A 19,651-nucleotide genomic window follows, 5' to 3' on the forward strand; every position below is an offset into this window, starting at 1 on the left:
ATGAATACCAATCGTTAGACAGTCTGGCGTACCGTTCGGTACACGGCGGTTTCAACAGTTGACGTGCATAGACTGATAAGCTGTGGCAAGATCATAAAAGCCCCAGTTTGTAGACCTAAAACAGAATACCGTTCCTTACATAGCAGTCATGCGCTTCGGTGCCTGGCTGCTAATTTTTTTGCGAAAGGAGCAGTATCGAATGAAGCTTGTATTAGCGGAAAAGCCCTCGGTTGCCATGAGTCTCTCGAAAGTGATCGGGGCAGATCAGCGCGGGGACGGTTATATGGAGGGCAATGGCTACCTTGTCAGTTGGTGTGTGGGGCATCTGGTGGAACTTTCCCAGCCGGAAGCCTATGATGAAAAGTATGCAAAGTGGAAGTATGATGATCTTCCGATTTTGCCGGAACATTGGCAGTATCAGGTGTCCGCCAGCACGAAAAAGCAGTTCGGAATCCTGAAAAAGCTCATGCAGCGGAAAGATGTGGAGAGTCTGATCTGTGCAACCGATGCAGGGCGTGAGGGCGAACTGATTTTCCGACTGGTTTACCATCAGTGCGGCTGCAAAAAGCCGGTGGAACGGCTTTGGATTTCATCAATGGAGGACAGTGCTATCCGGGAAGGCTTTCAGAAGCTCAGACCGGGAACAGAATATGATGCCTTATATGAGGCGGCTTTATGCCGGGAGCGAGCCGACTGGATTGTCGGAATCAACGCCACCCGGCTTTTTTCATGTCTGTATGGGCAGACCCTGAATGTGGGGCGCGTGATGACACCAACGCTTGCGATGGTGGTTATGCGAGATGCAGCAATCCGGGCGTTCAAGCCGGAGCCGTTCTACTCGGCAGAATTAAAATTTCGGGATTTTCAAGCGGGCGGTGAGCGAATGAAAGAAAAAGCAGAAGCAGAAAAACTGGTGGCAGAGTGTTGCCAGGCAGGAAGTGCCATCATTACCAAGGTAGAGCAGAAAGAAAAATCAGAGAAGCCCCCGGCCTTGTTTGATCTGACATCGCTTCAGAGAGAAGCAAACCGGCAGCTGGGATTCACTGCCCAGCAGACCTTGGATTACACGCAGGCTCTGTACGAGAAGAAACTCGTGACCTATCCCCGTACCGACAGCCGGTATCTGACGGATGATATGGCACCGCTTGTGCCGGAACTTGTTTCCGTGATTCAGCAGAGCTTTCAGATTCAGCCGGATGCACCGGCACCGGTGAATACAGCACAGGTCATCAATACCAAGAAAGTTACCGATCACCATGCTATTATCCCTACAAAAACAGCGGCGGGTTATGACATTTCCTCTCTTCCCAGTGGAGAACAGGCGATTCTTACCATGCTGACGGTGCGGCTGATTTGCGCGGTAGGCACTCCCTGCCGCTATGCAGAGACCATAGTAGAAGCCGAGTGCGCCGGTCAGAAGTTCCGCACGAAAGGCAAAACAGTCACGGATATGGGCTGGAGGCAATATGCAGGAAAGGCAGTTGAAGATGCTGAGAAGAATGCAGAGGCAGGTGAACTTCCGATACTTTCGGAAGGCATGACACTGGAACTTGCCGGTGTCGATCTGAAAGAGGGCAAGACCAGCCCGCCTAAGAGATTTACCGAAGATCTTCTGCTTTCAGCGATGGAGAGTGCCAGCTCGGATGAATTTCCGGCTGGTGTAGAGCGAAAAGGCATCGGCACACCAGCTACACGCGCTGCCATCATCGAAAAACTGGTGCAGAAAGGCTTTATCGAGCGTAGGGGTGATAAGAAAACGAAATACCTTTGCTCTACGGACAAGGGAAATGCGCTGGTGACGGTGGTGCCGGAACAGATTCAGTCTCCATCCATGACGGCAGACTGGGAGGAAAAACTGCTGAAAATAGAACACGGCGAGTATGACAGCGATGCCTTTATGGGCGAAATCAGCAGCATGGTCAGCGGACTTGTTAAAACCTACGAGGCTGTAAAAGGAGCCGATGTGCTGATGCAGCCGGAATGCAAAGTCATTGGTTCCTGTCCCGCCTGCGGCAGTGATGTCTGCGAAACGGCAAAAGGATGGTTTTGCAGGGATAAGAGCTGTAAATTTGCGCTCTGGAAGGAAAACAGGTTTTTTCAGACACTGGGAAAGCAGATGACAGAGGAACTGGCAAAGCAACTGGTAAATCGTGGAAAAGCACGGCTTACCCATTGCTATTCCAGGAAGTCCAATCGTTACTATGACACAACCGTTCATGTAGAGACCGGCGAGGACGGTGCAGCAGCATTTAAGCTGGAGTTTGGAGGTAAAAAATGAGCATGAAAATGATGAATGCAGCTTATCTGGTGGATAATGTCGCTCTGCTTTCCTTGCAGGAAAAGCAGGACGGCGTGGAATTCCATTGTTTTGATATGGACAGCAAGGTGCAGATTGCCGAGGGACACATTGGCTGGGATGTGTTGGATAAACAGCCGTTTTCTACGCTGGAAGAAAGCGCGAGGGTGGCAGCACTCAAGGAGATTCCCCAGCTGGACGGTCTTACCGTTGCGCCGGTAGCCCCGGAGATGCTGGAGCAGATGCGCGGCGGCAGAAAGGTTCTTTGGCAGATGAAAAAGGCTGATCCTGAACTGGAGAATGCTAAAAATATCCGGTTTATCACCAGCAGCTACGAGGATCGTTTCAAAATTCCGGATGGCAGTGCAGTGGAGATCGAGTATCCGAACCGGAAGTTCTCAGCTCGCTGCGAATATATGGACGAATATCATTTGCGCCTGGGGTATGATGTTTTGCACATCTGTCAGCTGGCAGAAATGCTGGAACGCGGCGGTGGTACATGCCGCCCGGAGCCGCTGATTACGGAAGAACGCAGTGCATGGGATTTGGGAAGCAAGGGCTTTCTTGCCATTCAGACCTGTGAGGACGGTTACGACTATACCTTATATCATAAGGACTTTACGGAAATTGACGGTGGACAGATCGACAACCCGGAAATCAGCATGAATGCAGCCAGAGACCAGATTCTTTCGGATTATGGGTTCGGTGGCCGCACCATGACGCGGATTGACTATGATGAACTTTGTGATCGTGCAGAGGAAGCGGAAATCAGCAGACGGGAATCTGTGCTGGGTAAACTCTCGGATTTGTCTTCCAGAACGGATACGCCGGTGAAAGCTGCCAAGGCGAAGGAGGCAGAGCGATGAAATACAAGCTTACGAAGGCAGAGCAGGAAACCGTCATCAATTTTGATAATGAACTGGATAACGCCAGCATTTATACCCATGACAGCCGCCTGATTAAGAAGCTTCGGGAACTGCGAAAACAGTATCCGGAGCAGTTTATTTTGGAGCACCGGGAGCATGGGTCGGTCACTTATACGATTCCGAAACGCTGCGTTGGTATCCGACCGCCTTATAGTGAAAAGCGGCGGGAACAGCAGCGGAAGGAAGCAAAGGAAAACGGCCTGCCGTTTATGGAGAAGGGAGAAATGAACGATGGCAAGAATTGAAAAATGGGATGAAGTGCATGGAACGCAGGCACCGGACGAAAGAATGATGGCATTTCTCGACAGTACTACCGACCAGTATGCGATTTTGCAGCTTCGCCGCAGCGAGGATACGGTATATGAACGCTTTTCGTCTATGCGCGAACTGGAACGGATGGGGCTGGAACCGGATATTGACCATTATGAGGTGGTTTATACGGCTCCGCTTCTTCCCTACAAGGATCAGAATACGATGTTGGAGGAACTGTATGCGAAATTCAATGTTTCCCGCCCTGATGATTTTACTGGTCATAGTCTTTCTGTGTCTGACATCGTGGCTTTACGGCAGAATGGTGTTGTAAGCTGTCACTATGTGGATTCCATCGGCTTCCAGGAACTGCCCGGATTTTTGAAACCGGAGAAATACCTGAAAGCCGCAGAAATGGCGATGGAGGACGATTACGGCATGATTGACGGCGTAATCAATAACGGAAAGAAGGAAGAACCGGTGGAGAAAGCATCGGTTCTGGATCAGCTGAAGGAAAAGCAGGAGGCTGTGCCGCCTGCGCCGCCTCGCAGGTGCTGCGAAGAAAAGGAGTTATAAATGCGTTTTACGGATGACGAATGGATGCTCATGATGCTTTACAGCCCTGGCACACGGACAGGGCTGATCGAAGAGCTTCAAAAGATGCAAAAAAGTCTGACGGGCAGAGACAGAAACCTGCGCAGGTGGACGGCCTCGCTGCTTGCAAAACTGGCAGAGATGACGGATGCAGAATATGAGGCACTGGATTTGTATCCGGACGAATAAAGGAGAGGAGGAAAAAGACAGATGATGACGAAAACGGCTTATTATATGCAGATGGCGCAGGAAGCTGCGGCACAGATCACTGGCAGCAAAGAACAGTGGACAGCGTTTCTGACCACATCCGCGCGGCTTTATAAGTATCCCTTTGCGGAGCAGCTGATGATCTATAAGCAGAGGCCAGAAGCGACGGCCTGTGCAGAGTACGATCTCTGGAATGATCGGATGAACCGCTATGTGAAGCGTGGCTCCAAGGGCATTGCTCTTTTGGACATGCGCGGCGAGCAGCCGAAACTGCGGTATGTATTTGATGTGGCAGATACCGGAGAACGGAAGAATTCCCGACCGGTACAGCTCTGGAAAATGAATGCGGAGCATGAGCAGCCAATCATTCGCGCACTGGATGTAGCATTTGATGTTCCTGCCGGTGCTGGGTCTCTGGAAAATCATATCATGGAAGCGGCAGAACGCCTTGCAAGGGATTACTGGGAGGAAAATCGCAGGCAGATCAGTGACATCGTTGCAGATTCCTATCTGGAAGGATATGATGAACTCAACATCGGAGCTTCCTTTAAGAGAGCTGCCGCTGTCAGCATCGCATATTCCGTCTTTACCCGGACGGTGGGCAATGCAGATGACTATTTTGAGCACGAGGATTTTCTGGACATTTTTGATTTTAATACGCAGGCTGCCGCCAATGTGCTGGGAACTGCGGTCAGCGAAATGTCCAGCCAGATCTTCCGGGAAATTGAACGCACGATCCGAACCTATGAAAAAGACAAGCAGGCAGAAAGGAGCCAAAACTATGATGGAGCTGAATTACACGAAGAACGGCGATTACCTGATTCCGGATATCCAGTTGTCGGTGCAGGAACAGAAGCCTCTGGGCAAGTACGGGAGGATGCGCAGAGCGTTCCTGCAGGAGAACAACACGCTGCTGTACAATCACCTTATCCTGACCGAGAAGCTGTATCCGCACCTGTGGGAGATTCAGGAGACCGCGACCGCACGGATGGAGCAGATGATGGCGGAGCTTCTGAAAGCGAATCCGGCACCGGACAAGAAATCGAACCAAATGGCCTGGGTGCAGCACATGAACATGCTGAAAGCGCAGGCAGAGGAAGTCATTCTGACGGAACTTATCAACAGCTAAACTTTATGAGCCTGTTTCAGTCCGAGGCAGAGCAGATTCAGAAAATTGATGCGGCGGCAGAAAATGCAGCCAGAGAAGCGGAGAGCGAAAAGCCCTCCGCTTTTGTCATTTCTGAGGATGAAATCGACCGGATGTTGCGAGCAGGTTCTAATTTTGAGGGCGGAAAAATCCGTATTTATGCGCTGTATCAGCAGCAAGGGGACGCGAAAGAACGAGCTGCATTCTTGAAAGCGGAATACGGTCTCGGTGGCCACAGCTATACCTTTATGGATGGCAGTCGCGGTTTTGCCGATTATAACGGAAGAGGTATTCTGCTTCGCAATTATGACCATGACCGGGAAGTGCGACTCACATGGTCGGCGGTGGATAAGCGGTTAGACCGGCTTGTGGAAAATGATCAGTACCTGACCGCGCTGGAAATGGAAGAGTATCGGAAGCTGGAGCAGGAATACGGCGCGCCGCTTCCTATGCCGACTGCCGCCCATGTGTTTCCGCCAACGCCACCGGAACGCTACGATACCGGAAATGAGCATGTGGACAACATGCTGAATACGGCTGCGGATGTATATGCCCGGAGTGAACTGGCGGCACCACAGCGGTTTACCGTGATGGAGACAGACGATGGTTATGCGGTCTGGGATGATATTCAGGACGGCATTCATGTGGAGCCGGATGGCGTCAGCGAAGAGTTTACCAGCGAATGGGAGGCAGAGACCTACCGCCAGCAGTTGATTGAAAAAGTTCAGGAACGGGAAGCAAAAGACTGGCTCTATGTTGAACAGAGCAAGCAGAATTTGCAGCAGGACATTCCATTCCCAGATGTGGAATCCGAAGAAGTACAGGAATCGGCTCACGCAGAGACAGATCCTCTGGTACTGGAAATGCAGGAACACGCCAGCGAACTTTCCAGAGAGTCTGGCTATGCACCGGATGAACGGTTTGTGGTCACAATGACCGGCGAGAACTTTCCGGATTCTAAAGATGCGTTTGCCATCTGGGATTATGTCAAAGAAGAGTATTACGGATATTCGGACGGAAAAGTGCAGACATTTGCCGATTATGTGAGTGCATCAGAGGCGTTGCAGGAGATTCGCGGCAGGAACATGGAGGCTGAAAAAGAGCCTGCAACTGTGCAGCCAGAACCCGCAGCTCCGGTGCAGCCGGATTATCGCGTTGGCGATACGCTGTATCTGGACGGAAAGGCATTTACGATTGAAAAAGTCGGGCTTTTCGATGTGGAACTTCGGGACCCGGATTCCGTGTATCCGATCTTCCGCTCGGAAAGCAAGGAAAATCTGGCAAGAATTTTGGGGCATGAGGAAAATGTTCACCTGCACAATCTGGTGGTTGATCTGAATTCTGGAAAAAAAGAAGCGTTCCGGGCAGGGCATGAAGCAAAACATGCGGAGAACTACCGCATCAACAGCTTTCACCTCGGCGAAGGCAGTCCTAAGCAGAAATTCCGTGCCAACATGGATGCCATCTACACGCTGAAAGCCTTAGAAAATCAGCATAGGGATGCGACACCGGAGGAACAGGAAACGCTGGCCAATTATGTCGGCTGGGGTGGGCTGGCAGATGCCTTTGACGCAGAGAAAACTGCCTGGACAGGCGAATATAAGGAGCTGAAAGCAGCTCTTACGGAAGAAGAATATGCCGCAGCCAGGGCTTCGACTCTGAATGCGCATTACACCAGCCCTACCGTGATCCGTGCAATCTATGAGGCATTGGACGGTATGGGATTTGAGAAAGGCAATATTCTGGAACCGTCGATGGGTGTCGGCAACTTCTTCGGTATGCTGCCGGATTCCATGCTGGGAAGCAGACTGTATGGTGTGGAACTGGATTCCATCACCGGGCGCATTGCGCAGAAATTGTATCCGCAGGCAGAAATCAAGGTGGCAGGCTTTGAAACCACCGACCGGCGCGACTTCTATGATCTGGCCGTGGGCAATGTGCCCTTTGGCAACTACCGTGTCAGCGATAAGCCCTATGATAAACTCGGATTTTCTATCCACAACTATTTCTTTGCCAAGGCATTGGATCAGGTTCGTCCCGGTGGCATCGTGGCCTTTGTTACCAGCCGCTACACGATGGATTCCAAGAATCCGGACGCGCGAAAGTATCTGGCGCAACGGGCAGAACTCCTGGGAGCCATTCGACTTCCTAACAACGCATTCCGTGCCAATGCCGGTACAGATGTAGTGTCGGATATCATTTTTCTGCAAAAGAGAGACCATCCAATTGATATCGAACCGGATTGGGTGCATCTGGGGCTGACATCGGAGGGTATTACCCTCAACAGCTATTTTGTTGACCACCCGGAAATGGTGCTGGGTGAGATTACAACGGAAAGTACCCAGTACGGCAAGGAAGAATGTACGGTCATTCCGATTCCGGATGAGGATCTGGGAGACCAGCTGCATGAGGCTGTGCAGCATATCGGCGGTCACTATGAAGCGCAGGAGCTGGCACCGGAGGAAGAACTGTCCTTGCAGGGCGAAACCATTCCGGCAGACCCCAATGTAAAGAACTTCTCCTATGCGGTGGTGGATGGGGATGTCTACTTCCGTGAGAACAGCATCATGCGAAAGGCTGACCTTTCTGCGACAGCCACCGGCAGGATCAAGGGCATGGTGGAGCTTCGTACCATTGTGCAGGAACTGATCGACTATCAGCTGAACGATTATCCGGAGGACGCGATTGCCCAGAAACAGCGGGAACTGAATGTAGCCTATGACCGATTCGCCGATCAGTATGGGCTTATCAACTCCCGTGCAAATGCGCAGGCTTTTTCAGAAGATTCGTCTTATTATCTGCTCTGCTCTCTGGAAAATGTAGATGAAAACGGCAGGCTGGAATCCAAGGCGGATATGTTCACCAAACGGACGATTCGACCGGAACGGGCTGTTACCAGCGTAGATACTCCGGCAGAGGCTCTGGCAATCTCCATCGGAGAGCGCGGCAAAGTGGATTTGCCCTATATGTCGGAGCTTTTAGGTACACCGGGAGAATTTGAAAAAATCCAGCAGGAACTGCATGGTGTCATTTTCAAAGACCCGATGACGCAAGGCGGCGAGGAAACCGGCTGGGTGGCGGCTGATGAATATCTGTCCGGCAATGTCCGGGAAAAACTCCGCGTGGCAGAACTGGCTGCGGCTTCTGACCCTGCCTTTGCGGTAAACACGGAATATTTGAAGAAAGCACAGCCGAAAGACCTGGATGCGTCGGAGATTGATGTGCGCCTTGGTGCCACATGGGTCAATCGGGATTATATCCAGCAGTTTATGGAAGAAACCTTTGAACCGCCGTTCTATCTGCGCAGAAATATTGAAGTGAAATTCTCTCCCATGACGGCAGAATGGCAAATTACCGGCAAGAGTACACCGAGCCGGAATGATGTTCATGCCTATATGACCTACGGCACCAGCCGTGCCAATGCCTACCGAATTCTGGAGGATACGCTGAATCTGCGGGATATTCGTATTTACGATACCGTGGAGGATGCAGACGGCAAGCAGAAGCGGGTTCTGAATAAAAAGGAGACCACCCTCGCCCAGCAGAAACAGCAGGCCATTAAGGATGCGTTCCAGAACTGGGTGTGGAAAGACCCTTATCGCCGCGCGGAACTTGTGGAAAAGTATAACGAGCTGTTCAACAGCACTCGTCCCCGTGAGTATGATGGTTCTCATATCCGCTTTGGCGGCATGAATCCGGAAATCCGGCTGCGGGAACACCAGCAGAATGCCATTGCTCATGTGCTGTACGGCGGCAATACGCTGCTGGCCCACGAAGTGGGTGCCGGTAAGACTTTCGAGATGGCCGCTTCTGCTATGGAGGCAAAACGGCTGGGACTGTGCCAGAAATCCATGTTTGTCGTTCCGAATCATTTGACCCTTCAGTGGGCAAACGAGTTTCTGCGTCTGTATCCGAGTGCAAAATTGCTGGTGGCAAGCAAAAAGGACTTTGAAACTGCCCGCAGAAAGAAGTTCTGCGCACGAATTGCTACTGGTGATTACGATGCAGTCATCATCGGGCATTCCCAGTTTGAGAAAATTCCGGTGTCCGCAGAACGGCAGGAGCGGATTTTGACTGTCCAGATTGATGAAATCGAAAACGCCATTGCTGAGATGAAATCCCAGAATGGCGAACGTTTCTCCATCAAACAGATGGAAAAGACCCGGAAAGGATTGGAGGCGAGATTGGAGAAACTTCGGGCAACCGACCGAAAAGACGATGTGATTACCTTTGAGCAGCTGGGCGTAGACCGACTGTTTGTAGACGAAGCACATGCCTTTAAGAATCTGTTCCTCTACACAAAAATGCGCAATGTTGCAGGCTTGTCCACATCGGAAGCGCAGAAATCTTCGGATATGTTTATGAAGTGCCAATATATGGACGAGTTGACAGGCGGGCGCGGCATCATTTTTGCGACCGGCACCCCGGTTAGCAACAGCATGACGGAGCTTTACACCATGATGCGGTATCTCCAGTACGGCACGTTGCAGCAGAAAGGGCTGACCCATTTCGACAGCTGGGCTTCAACCTTTGGTGAGACCACCACGGCCATTGAACTGGCACCGGAAGGAACCGGATACCGGGCAAGAACAAGATTTGCAAAGTTCTTCAACCTGCCGGAGCTGATGAACATGTTCAAGGAAGTGGCGGATATCAAGACCTCCGATCAGCTGCATCTGCCGGTGCCGGAGGCAAAGTTTGAAACCGTGGTGGTGCAGCCATCGGAGCATCAGCAGGCGATGGTGGCGGAGCTTTCGGAACGGGCGGCGGCTGTGCATTCCGGTGTGGTAGACCCGTCGGTCGATAACATGCTGAAAATCACATCGGACGGCAGAAAACTGGGATTGGATCAGCGGCTGATGAATCCGCTCCTGCCGGATGACCCAAATAGCAAGCTCAACGCCTGTGTGCGGAATGTGCTTCGGATTTATGAGGAAGGACAGTCGGATAAGCTGACCCAGTTGCTGTTCTGCGACCTCAGCACGCCGAAGAACGATGGAACCTTCAATGTCTATGAGGATATCCGCGCCAAACTAATTCAGTCCGGTGTGCCGGAAGAAGAAATCGCATTTATTCATGATGCCGATACTGAGGCAAAAAAGAAAGATTTGTTTGCCAAAGTGCGTACCGGACAGGTACGGGTATTGTTAGGTTCGACACAGAAGATGGGTGCAGGCACGAACGTGCAGGACAGGCTGGTGGCCGTGCATCATCTGGATGTGGGCTGGCGGCCTGCGGACATGACCCAGCGAAATGGTCGTATCATCCGTCAGGGAAACCGAAACAAAGAAGTGCAGGTTTATCAGTATGTGACGGAAGGAACTTTTGATGCCTACCTCTATCAGACACTGGAGAATAAGCAGAAATTTATCAGCCAGATCATGACCAGCAAATCTCCGGTACGTTCCTGTGATGATGTAGATGAGCAGGCTCTTTCCTATGCAGAGATCAAGGCACTTTGTGCCGGAGACCCGCAAATCAAGGAGAAAATGGACTTGGATGTAGATGTTGCAAGGCTGAAAGTATTGAAGGCGGATCATCAGAGCCAGCAGTACCGATTGGAAGATAAATTGATGAAATATTTCCCTGCGGAGATTGAGAAAACGCAAGGGTTCATCAAGGGCTTTCAGTCGGATATTCGGACGGTGGCGGCACATCCGCTGCCGGAAGAGGGGTTCTGCGGTATGGAGGTGAATGGCACACAATTTACTGAAAAAGCCGAGGCCGGTGAAGCAATTCTTGCGGTCTGTAAAGCCAATCAGAGTTTGGAGCCGGTGCCGCTTGGCAGCTATCGTGGTTTCAAGATGGAGTTGTCATATGACAGCTTCCAGAAAGAGTATCAGGTGCTGCTGAAAGGCGAGATGACCCACCGGGTGCCCATCGGCACCAGTGCTGCGGGCAATATCCAGCGTTTGGATAATGCTCTTGCCGGGATTCCTGCAAGGCTGGAGAAGGCGGAACAGCAGCTGGACAATCTTAGGAGCCAGCAGGAAGCTGCGCAGGCCGAGCTTGGAAAGCCGTTCCCCCAGGAGGCAGAACTGGCGGAAAAGAGTGCAAGACTGGCAGAACTGGACGCACTGCTGAATATGGATGACCGTGAAAATGATGATCCAGACCGTGAGAGAACAACGGAAAAGCCGTCTGTCCTGGCAGAGCTGCGTGACCGTGCAGGGCGCATTCCGCCGATGACACATCGAAATGATGAGGAGGTGGCACTATGAGTGTTCGGGAACACTGGATCAATGTCCGGGTAAACCCGGAAGAGCTGGCGAGGATTCGTGAAAAGCAGAAAGAATTGGGGATTCGGAATACCGGTGCCTATATGAGAAAAATGGCGATGGACGGGTACTGCGTAAATCTTGATTTGTCGGATGTGGCGCAGGTATCCACACTTCTTCGCCGATGCAGCAACAACCTGAACCAGTACGCAAAACGCGCCAATGAATCTGGAAGCATCTATGCGGAGGATATCCGGGATTTGCAGAAGCGACTGGATGAACTCTGGGAGATGCAAAAGCTGATCTTAAAGAGGCTTTCTGGTATTCGATGACGGCGCAAACGTGCGGAATTTCTATTGCACATGGCACAGATGAAACAGTCTGTGTCATTACATATTTTTTGCAGGTCTTCCTGTTGACATCGTGGTGTTTGACAAGCGGGTACGATAAAATGAAGATGAAAAGAAAAACGAAGGGGTGAAATCCATGAAGGTCGTATGTTTTTTGTTGAAGCTGGTGCTGAAAATCCTGTTGCTGCCGGTTGCGTTTCTGCTGCGATTTCTGTGCTTTATCTGGAATCTGCTGATGCAGCTATCCCTGTGGGTACTTTCGCCGGTTATGCTTTTCGTTCTTGGCTGCGGTATCTATTCGGTGGTTCGGGCGAGCTGGACGGATGTGTTCCTGCTGACCCTGATTGAGATGGGACTGTTCGCAGCTGCGGTTGGAGCGGGCGGCATCATGGAACTGATGGAACGGCTGTGCGAGTGTATAGAGGATGTTTTGACAATTTGAGTTCAGGAGGGATTGGATGGATATTCAGTTTATGAAAGATTATTATGATTTGCGGTACGAGGAAACGGATGGAGAAAATCATTTTGTGGATGAGACTGCTTATCAGGAAAAACAGTCTGAGCAATCGAAGATGGAAGACCAGCTGATGGAGATGGTGGGAGGCAGCGAATCTAATGTGTGGAAGCTGTACGAAAGCATCATGTGTGTCTATTTCGATATGGAAGAGATCATCAAGCAGGCCGTTTATTTGCAGGGAGCTTATGACCGGGAACGGATGTTAAAATGAGAATAGTAGATTGGTAAGAGCTGCCTTCGGGTAGCTCTTTTTAGATGGAGGAATATGAAAATGGCGGCTACAAGACTAATTGCGCTGCATATCAATAAAGGAAAGACGGTAGCGCAGTGTCTGGCTGACCGTACTGATTATTCTGAGAATGCAGCAAAGACGGAAGATGGAAAATATATCAGCGCGTATGCCTGTGATGCAAAGACCTGTGATGAAGAATTTCTGCTTTCCAAACGGCAGTATGAGCATATTACCGGTAGAACACAGGCGCATGATGTGATTGCATATCAGATTCGACAATCCTTTAAGCCCGGAGAAATCACGCCGGAGGAGGCGAACAAGGTTGGGTATGAGACAGCCATGCGATTCACCAAGGGAAAACACGCATTTATCGTGGCTACCCATGTTGATCGCGCGCACATTCATAACCACATTATTTTTAATTCGACTACATTAGACTGCACCAGAAAATTCCGAGATTTTCGCTTATCCGGTCTTGCGCTGGCAAGGCTCAGTGATATCGTCTGCCTGGAACATCGGTTGTCGGTCATTGTCCGAAAGCCCTACGGGGAGCGGAAGAAGAGAACGGAATACCCGGAGAAAAAGTCGCAGCGGGATGAAATCTGTGAGGCCATTGATGCAGCATTGGAAAGAAAGCCAAAAGACTTCCAGGAACTGATTGGAATTTTGCAGGAAGCAGGGTACGAGTATAAAGAGGGAAAACAGCCTGCCCTGCGGGGGAAAGGCCACGCCAGATTTGCTCGTTTCCGTTCTCTTGGTAAAGGATATTCGGTTGAAGAACTCTGCGAAGTGATTGCCGGGAATGCGGTTCATAAAAGTAAATTTGCAGAGAAAAACCGCACAAGCGCACGGTCGGCGCAGGTGCATCAGAAGGCGGAGTTGTCGTTCCTTATTGATGTCCGTGCCAAAATGCAGGCGGGCAAAGGCGCAGGGTATGCGCGCTGGGCGAAAGTCTTTAATCTGAAGCAAATGGCAAAAGCCATGATGTTCATGGAAGAGCATGGAATCAAGAGCTATGCAGAGCTGAAAGAACAGGCAGATGGAATTTCTGAAAAATGTGATGCGCTGCTGGAATCTGTAAAGGCAGATGAGGCACGGATGTCGGAAGTGTCGGTGCTGCGAAAGCATCTAATCAATTATGCCAAGACAAAAGATGTTTTTGCCGCGTATAAAGCATCCGGCTACAATCGGGAGTTCTATGAAGCCCATCGGGATACGCTGGCCTTGCGCAGCGCAGCGAAAAAGGCGTTCGATGCCTATAAGAAAGAGAACGGTTCTGACAAAAAGCTTCCACGCATCAGCGAGCTGAACGCAGAGTATGCGATGCTTCTGGAACGAAAGAAAAGCTCCTATGCAGAGTACCGCAGGACCAAATCGGAAATGCAGGATTGGCTTGTGGCACAGAAGATTGTGCAGGAAATTCTGAAAGAGGACGAACAGAAGAAAGAGCAGCTGCATGAGCAGGAAGTACGGCAGGAAGAAGAAAATAGACAAAGCAGTCGATGATGGAAAGTCCGGTGCAGTGTGGGCGTAATGCTCATGCTGCACCGGGCCTTTTTTCTTTGGCAGGAACTGCCGTTAAAGCATCCGGAACGGATGCGCAGCCCGATGCCGCAGGCAGCGTTCTATGGGGATTGGGGAGTTTCCCCAACAAGCAGAAAATCGCTTTCGTGTCACGAAAGCCCTGCTTGCAGAAGAGTGGGTTCTAAAAAAATCGTTCAAAATTTGGAAGAACTTTCGATTGATTTTGTTCGTTTCTTGGAGTAGAATATAAATGAGAAATTTTAACTTGCTGCGAGTGACTTTAGACATCGAAAAAGAGGTTCCGTATGGATTTCATGACGATTAAGCAGGCTTCTGAAAAATGGGGCATCTGCACAAGGAGAGTACAGACATTATGCACGGAAGGGCGAATTGATGGTGCCGAGCGTTTAGGCCATCAGTGGGTCATTCCTATTAACGCCGAAAAGCCGAAGGATGCCAGAATCAAAAGCGGCAAATACATTAAAACAAAATCCGGAAATGGAGAGAACGAAGATGGAAAGAAAACCGTATAGTGCCGGAGCAGTGAAATTTTCGTTCTGGTTCATGGAATTTCGGAAAACCGTGCAGCTTTTGAGCGAGGGTAAGAGCTTTGCGGATATTAAAAAGTTGAATGAAGAGACAAACATCTATGGTGCACCGACAAAACTACGAGCGCAGCAGATTTATTCTACCGTAACAGCCCGTATCAAGACATTAGATGAAAGCTTTTATCCAATCTTTTTGAGCAGTGATCTTGCTACACAAAAACTATTTGTGCTGACTGCGGCTCTTTTGCATGACACGCTGTTCTTTGATTTTGTGTATGAAGTAGTGCGGGAAAAAATGATTCTTGGTTCCGATGAGCTGACGGATGCAGATATCCGGATATTTTTCAAAAATAAGCAGGAACAGAGTGAGAAAGTGGCTTCTCTTCAAGACTATACGCTGCGCCGCCTCGGTTCCTGCTATAAAACGCAGCTTTATGAAGCGGGGCTTTTAGAAAGCAACCGGGCAAACAGCACAAGAAAAATACTGAAGCCAATTCTTGATATTGCATTTGAGCATTGGCTTTATGACCATGATCTTGGCATCATGGTAAAAACACTGACGGGGGTAAGATGAAATGGATTTAAGCCAAAGACTGGACGAGATGGAGCTTGCAATCCATAAGCCATCTTTCCGAAAAGGAACAGGCCGCGCAAATGAGGTCAACTATTGGGTGTTTGATTATCCACCGGAAAAGGAACTGGAAGTTCGGGAGCGTGTAGAGTATCTGAAAAATAAGAATGACCGGGGCGATGATGATTTTGAGCTTGTGGTCTTTGACCTGTATGATATCATCATTGACTTTTTGGAAAAGAAAAACTTTATGGAAAAGTGCTATGACTTTGAAAAAAAGCGAGGAATCGAGCGTATCGTCAAGGCAGTGACCAACTCCATGAAGGTGAATGACGATGACAGCCTGATCGTGCAATATATCAAAGAACATACGCCGGAGAATGCAGTCGTGTTCTTAACCGGTATCGGCAAGTGCTATCCGATTTTGCGCTCCCACAAGGTGCTTAACAACTTGCATCAGGCATTTGTGCGCTGCCCGGTCGTGATGTTCTTTCCGGGAACCTATAATGAACAGGAGCTGATTCTGTTCAATGAGATTAAAGACGATAACTATTACCGTGCATTCCGACTGGTAAAGTAATGGATGGAGGAAACTGTTATGCAGATCAAGGACATGTTCCGAAAGAAAATTGACCGTGAGATACAGGGCGTTATCATTGTCGGTCAGGGTGAAGAAACAAATGTAGCGCAGGAGCTGGAAGAGTACGTTGTGACCCGTGAGCTTCAGCGTCATTTTGCGGATTTCTTTGCAGCATATAAAAAAGGTATTCAGGGAACCACACCGAAAATGGGTGTCTGGATTTCCGGCTTCTTTGGAAGTGGTAAATCTCATTTCCTGAAAATCCTGTCCTATCTGCTTCAGAATAAACAGGTCGGAGACAAACATGCCATCGACTACTTTATCGAGGATCAGAAGATTACCAATCAGATGGTGCTGGCAGATATGCAGCTGGCAGCAAACACCCCATCGGACGTAATTCTTTTCAATATTGATTCCAAAAGCGATTCTAATGGCAAAGAAAATAAAGATGCCATTGTGAACGTATTCCTGAAGGTTTTCAATGAGATGCAGGGCTTCTGCGGTTCCATGCCGCACCTTGCTGACCTGGAGCGCAGGCTTTCCGAGGAAGGACGTTTTGAAGAGTTTAAGGAAAAGTTTGAAGAAGAGTATGGCGATCCGTGGGAAAGCTCTCGTCAGGACTTCGATTTCATTCAGGATTCCGTTGTCGATGTTCTTTCTGACATGGATTTCATGAGCGAATCAGCTGCCCGTAACTGGTGCGAGAAAGCAACCGAGAGCTACCAGATCAGCATTGAGGATTTCGCCAAGCGTGTAAAGTCCTATATTGATAAAAAAGGGAACAACCATCATGTTGTCTTCCTTGTGGATGAGATCGGCCAGTACATTGGTGATGATTCTAAGCTGATGCTGAACCTTCAGACAGTGACGGAAGAACTGGGCAAGGAATGCATGGGCAAGGCTTGGGTAATCGTAACGAGCCAGCAGGATATCGACTCCATTACCAAGGTGAAGGGTAACGACTTCTCCAAGATTCAGGGACGTTTCGATACACGTCTTTCTTTGTCCTCTGCCAATGTGGACGCTGTTATCAAAAAGCGTATTCTGGATAAGACAGAGACCGCAGCACAGAGCCTGCGTCTGCTTTATGACCAGAAAGCAACCATCATCAAAAATCTGATTGTCTTCAACGACGGCGTGGAGAAAAAACTGTACGCCAACGCAGAAGATTTTGCAGAGGTTTATCCTTTTGTTCCATACCAGTTTAATTTGCTTGCCAGTGTGCTGACCAGCATCCGTACCCACGGTGCATCCGGTAAGCACCTGTCCGAAGGTGAACGTTCCATGCTGGCTCTGTTCAAAGAGTCTGCCATGCAGCTGATGGACGATGAGATGGGAGCAATCGTGCCGTTCTATCGATTCTATGATGCATTGGAGAATTTTCTCGACCACAGCCACAGCAGCGTGATCATCCGCGCCTATGACAACAGCTATATCAACCCGGAAAAGAAGGAAAAAGATGTCTTTGCGATCAATGTGTTGAAGACCCTTTTCCTGATTAAATATGTTCTGGAGATCGAAGCCAATGTAGACAACATCGTCAGCCTGATGATTACCAGCATTGACGATGATCGCATCTCTTTGAAAGCACAGGTGGAGGATGCACTGAAAGTGTTGATGCGCCAGATGCTGATCCAGAAGAATGGCTCCATCTATGTATTCCTGACCGATGAGGAACAGGAAATCAACAACGAAATCGAAAAAGAAAATGTGGAGATGCCGGAGGTCATCACGAAGATTGCGGAGATGATCTATGAGGACATTTTCTCCAGTAAGAAGTATCAGTACCCCAGCTTTGGTGGGCGGTATGCATTCTCCTTCAATCAGACAGTGGATGACCGCCCCTATAAGGCAAACCAGAATTACGATATCGGCCTCCGTGTGCTGACCCCGTGGTATGAGGGCGGCACCGATGATGGTACGCTGCGCCTGCTCTCCGGCCAGGGCAAGGAAGTCCTTGTGGTTCTGCCGAATGATGATGCGTTCCTGACGGAAATGCGGGCATACTTGAAAATTGAGCGGTTCCTGCGCAAGAATACCTCTGTGCAGCTTGCCAAGTATGAGACCATTAAGGAAGCAAAGCGCGTGGAGATGCGGGAACGCAACGGTAACGCCAAGCTTTATCTGACGGAAGCTCTGAAAGAGGCTACCATCTATGTCAATGGCGATGTGCTGCACACCTCCGGCAAGGAAGTGACCAGCCGCATCAACGAGGCTATCGGACGACTGGTGCAGACGGTTTACCACAAGCTGTCCTATATTGATGCAGCGATGGGTGAAGCAGACATCCGGAAGATGTTCAAGACCAGCAACCAGCTGTCGCTGGCACTGGGAGATACCGGAGAATCCAATGTTCACGCACTGGATGATGTGCTGCAATTTGTGGCAGGCAATTCCCGGATGCACATGAAAACTTCTATGAAAACCATCAAGGATCGCTTTATGAAAGCACCCTATGGCTTTGTGGAAGATGACATCCATTGGCTGGTGGCACGTCTCTTTAAGCGTGGAGATCTGTCCTTTACGGTCAACGGTGAGAGCGTCAATCTGAACAACCGCTCCGAAGAAGAAATCATCGGCTACATCACGAAGAAGCAGTTCGTGGATAAACTGCTGACGGAAGTGCGCGTCCGTGTGCCGGAAAACCAGAAAAAGGCCGTCCGCACCGTGATGAAAGAGCTGTTCAAGGTGGCACCGCCTGCCGATGACGAAGATACCATCATGAAGAACTTCCAGCATTACTGCGAGAATCGAATCACCGAGATCGAGCGGCTGGAACCAAAATATGAGAATTACGCCTATCCCGGAAAAGAACTTCTGGAAAAGGGCAAGAAGCGGCTTTCCGCACTGGTGCAGATTCAGGCACCGCTTGAATTCTTTAAGACCGTATTTGACGAGCAGGATGATCTGATGGATTTTGGCGAGGACTATGAGCCTATCCGTGATTTCTTTGGCGGTGAGCAGCTGACCATCTTCACCCGTGCGCTGGATATGCTGAATATCTACGAGGACAGTAAGACCTACATCGTGGATGCAGAACTGGAAGACGTGGTGGCCAAGATGCGCACCATCGTCCGGATGCCGAAGCCCTACAAGGAGATTCCGAAGCTGCCAGAGCTGCGCGAGAAGTTTATGAACTGCTATATGCGCATTCTGGAAGAGCAGGCAGAGCCGGTCAAAGATTCCATCAATCAGGATCGGAACCGTGTCTTTGAAGTGCTGAACACCAAGCCCTATAAGGATGCGAAGTTCAACCGTTATCTGGAACTCTTTAAGGAGATCATGGACGGTGCGGAGCACTGCAACAATGTTTCCACTCTGCGCAGTTATGCAGATAAGGCGGAGGCACTGAAGCTGCGCCTGCTCAACGAGATGAACGCAGAGGACATTCGCCTTGCGAAGGAGGCAGCGGCAAAGGCCGAGGCAGAGCGTAAGCGTCAGGAAGAAGAGGCGGAAAAGCGCGGCGAGACCGTGAAACCGGCAGAAAAGTTGGCAGAACCGCAGCCGGTATATAAGGTGCGCACCACGAAGAATGTTTCCATCAAGACGGTTGCCAAGACTGCATCGTGGCGGCTGGAAAGTAAGGATGATGTTGATAAATACCTTGCTGCATTGCGTGAAAACCTGCTGAAAGAGATGGACGAAGATACAATCGTCAACATTGAACTATAAATGACAGGAGGATTGGCTCC

The 19,651-nt window shown here is 49.9% G+C and carries 14 protein-coding genes and 1 pseudogene; all 15 read left to right on the forward strand.

What is annotated here, in order from left to right:
- Positions 1–199: 199 nt before the first annotated feature.
- The 15 genes and pseudogenes from GXM22_RS01815 to brxC all read left to right on the forward strand — a co-directional run bounded on the left by GXM22_RS01815 (position 200) and on the right by brxC (position 19,631).
- Positions 200–2,278, forward strand: a complete 2,079-nt coding sequence (locus GXM22_RS01815) for a DNA topoisomerase 3 (protein ID WP_035393366.1) — start codon at positions 200–202, stop codon at positions 2,276–2,278.
- The gene (locus GXM22_RS01820; protein WP_005929893.1) at positions 2,275–3,162 is read left to right on the forward strand and encodes an LPD16 domain-containing protein; all 888 of its coding nucleotides are present in this window, start codon (positions 2,275–2,277) and stop codon (positions 3,160–3,162) included. The genes GXM22_RS01815 and GXM22_RS01820 overlap by 4 nt, the downstream gene beginning before the upstream one ends.
- Positions 3,159–3,467, forward strand: a complete 309-nt coding sequence (locus tag GXM22_RS01825) for a hypothetical protein (RefSeq protein WP_005929890.1) — start codon at positions 3,159–3,161, stop codon at positions 3,465–3,467. The genes GXM22_RS01820 and GXM22_RS01825 overlap by 4 nt, the downstream gene beginning before the upstream one ends.
- Entirely contained in the window at positions 3,454–4,047 is a 594-nt protein-coding gene (locus GXM22_RS01830) for a YodL domain-containing protein (RefSeq protein ID WP_005929886.1), read from the forward strand. Before GXM22_RS01825 ends, GXM22_RS01830 begins: the two co-directional genes overlap by 14 nt.
- Positions 4,048–4,254, forward strand: a complete 207-nt coding sequence (locus tag GXM22_RS01835) for a transposon-transfer assisting family protein (RefSeq protein ID WP_005929883.1) — start codon at positions 4,048–4,050, stop codon at positions 4,252–4,254.
- Positions 4,255–5,056: 802 nt separating this feature from the next.
- Complete coding sequence (locus GXM22_RS15175) at positions 5,057–5,401, forward strand: TnpV protein (RefSeq protein WP_227970575.1); 345 nt, start codon at positions 5,057–5,059, stop codon at positions 5,399–5,401.
- Positions 5,402–6,804: 1,403 nt separating this feature from the next.
- A pseudogene (locus tag GXM22_RS01840) lies at positions 6,805–11,640 on the forward strand (SNF2-related protein); the annotation flags it as partial.
- On the forward strand, positions 11,637–11,969 hold the full coding sequence (locus GXM22_RS01845) for a plasmid mobilization protein (protein WP_002576391.1): 333 nt from the start codon (positions 11,637–11,639) through the stop codon (positions 11,967–11,969). The pseudogene GXM22_RS01840 and the gene GXM22_RS01845, both read left to right, overlap by 4 nt.
- A gap of 154 nt (positions 11,970–12,123) precedes the next feature.
- Entirely contained in the window at positions 12,124–12,429 is a 306-nt protein-coding gene (locus GXM22_RS01850) for a hypothetical protein (protein WP_005929872.1), read from the forward strand.
- 16 nt (positions 12,430–12,445) lie between these two features.
- Positions 12,446–12,715, forward strand: a complete 270-nt coding sequence (locus tag GXM22_RS01855) for a hypothetical protein (RefSeq protein ID WP_005929869.1) — start codon at positions 12,446–12,448, stop codon at positions 12,713–12,715.
- A 54-nt stretch (positions 12,716–12,769) separates the two neighbouring features.
- On the forward strand, positions 12,770–14,242 hold the full coding sequence (locus GXM22_RS01860; protein WP_005929866.1) for a relaxase/mobilization nuclease domain-containing protein: 1,473 nt from the start codon (positions 12,770–12,772) through the stop codon (positions 14,240–14,242).
- 323 nt (positions 14,243–14,565) lie between these two features.
- A complete protein-coding gene (locus tag GXM22_RS01865) occupies positions 14,566–14,793 on the forward strand; it encodes a helix-turn-helix domain-containing protein (RefSeq protein ID WP_005929859.1) in 228 nt (75 codons plus the stop codon).
- The gene (locus GXM22_RS01870; RefSeq protein ID WP_007882141.1) at positions 14,774–15,382 is read left to right on the forward strand and encodes a DUF1819 family protein; all 609 of its coding nucleotides are present in this window, start codon (positions 14,774–14,776) and stop codon (positions 15,380–15,382) included. The genes GXM22_RS01865 and GXM22_RS01870 overlap by 20 nt, the downstream gene beginning before the upstream one ends.
- Position 15,383: 1 nt before the next feature.
- Positions 15,384–15,959, forward strand: a complete 576-nt coding sequence (locus tag GXM22_RS01875) for a DUF1788 domain-containing protein (RefSeq protein WP_005929853.1) — start codon at positions 15,384–15,386, stop codon at positions 15,957–15,959.
- 18 nt (positions 15,960–15,977) lie between these two features.
- Complete coding sequence (gene brxC, locus GXM22_RS01880; protein ID WP_099045440.1) at positions 15,978–19,631, forward strand: BREX system P-loop protein BrxC; 3,654 nt, start codon at positions 15,978–15,980, stop codon at positions 19,629–19,631.
- Positions 19,632–19,651 lie beyond the last annotated feature (20 nt).

The organism is Faecalibacterium duncaniae, assembly GCF_010509575.1.
In the GTDB taxonomy this organism is placed as follows: domain Bacteria; phylum Bacillota; class Clostridia; order Oscillospirales; family Ruminococcaceae; genus Faecalibacterium; species Faecalibacterium duncaniae.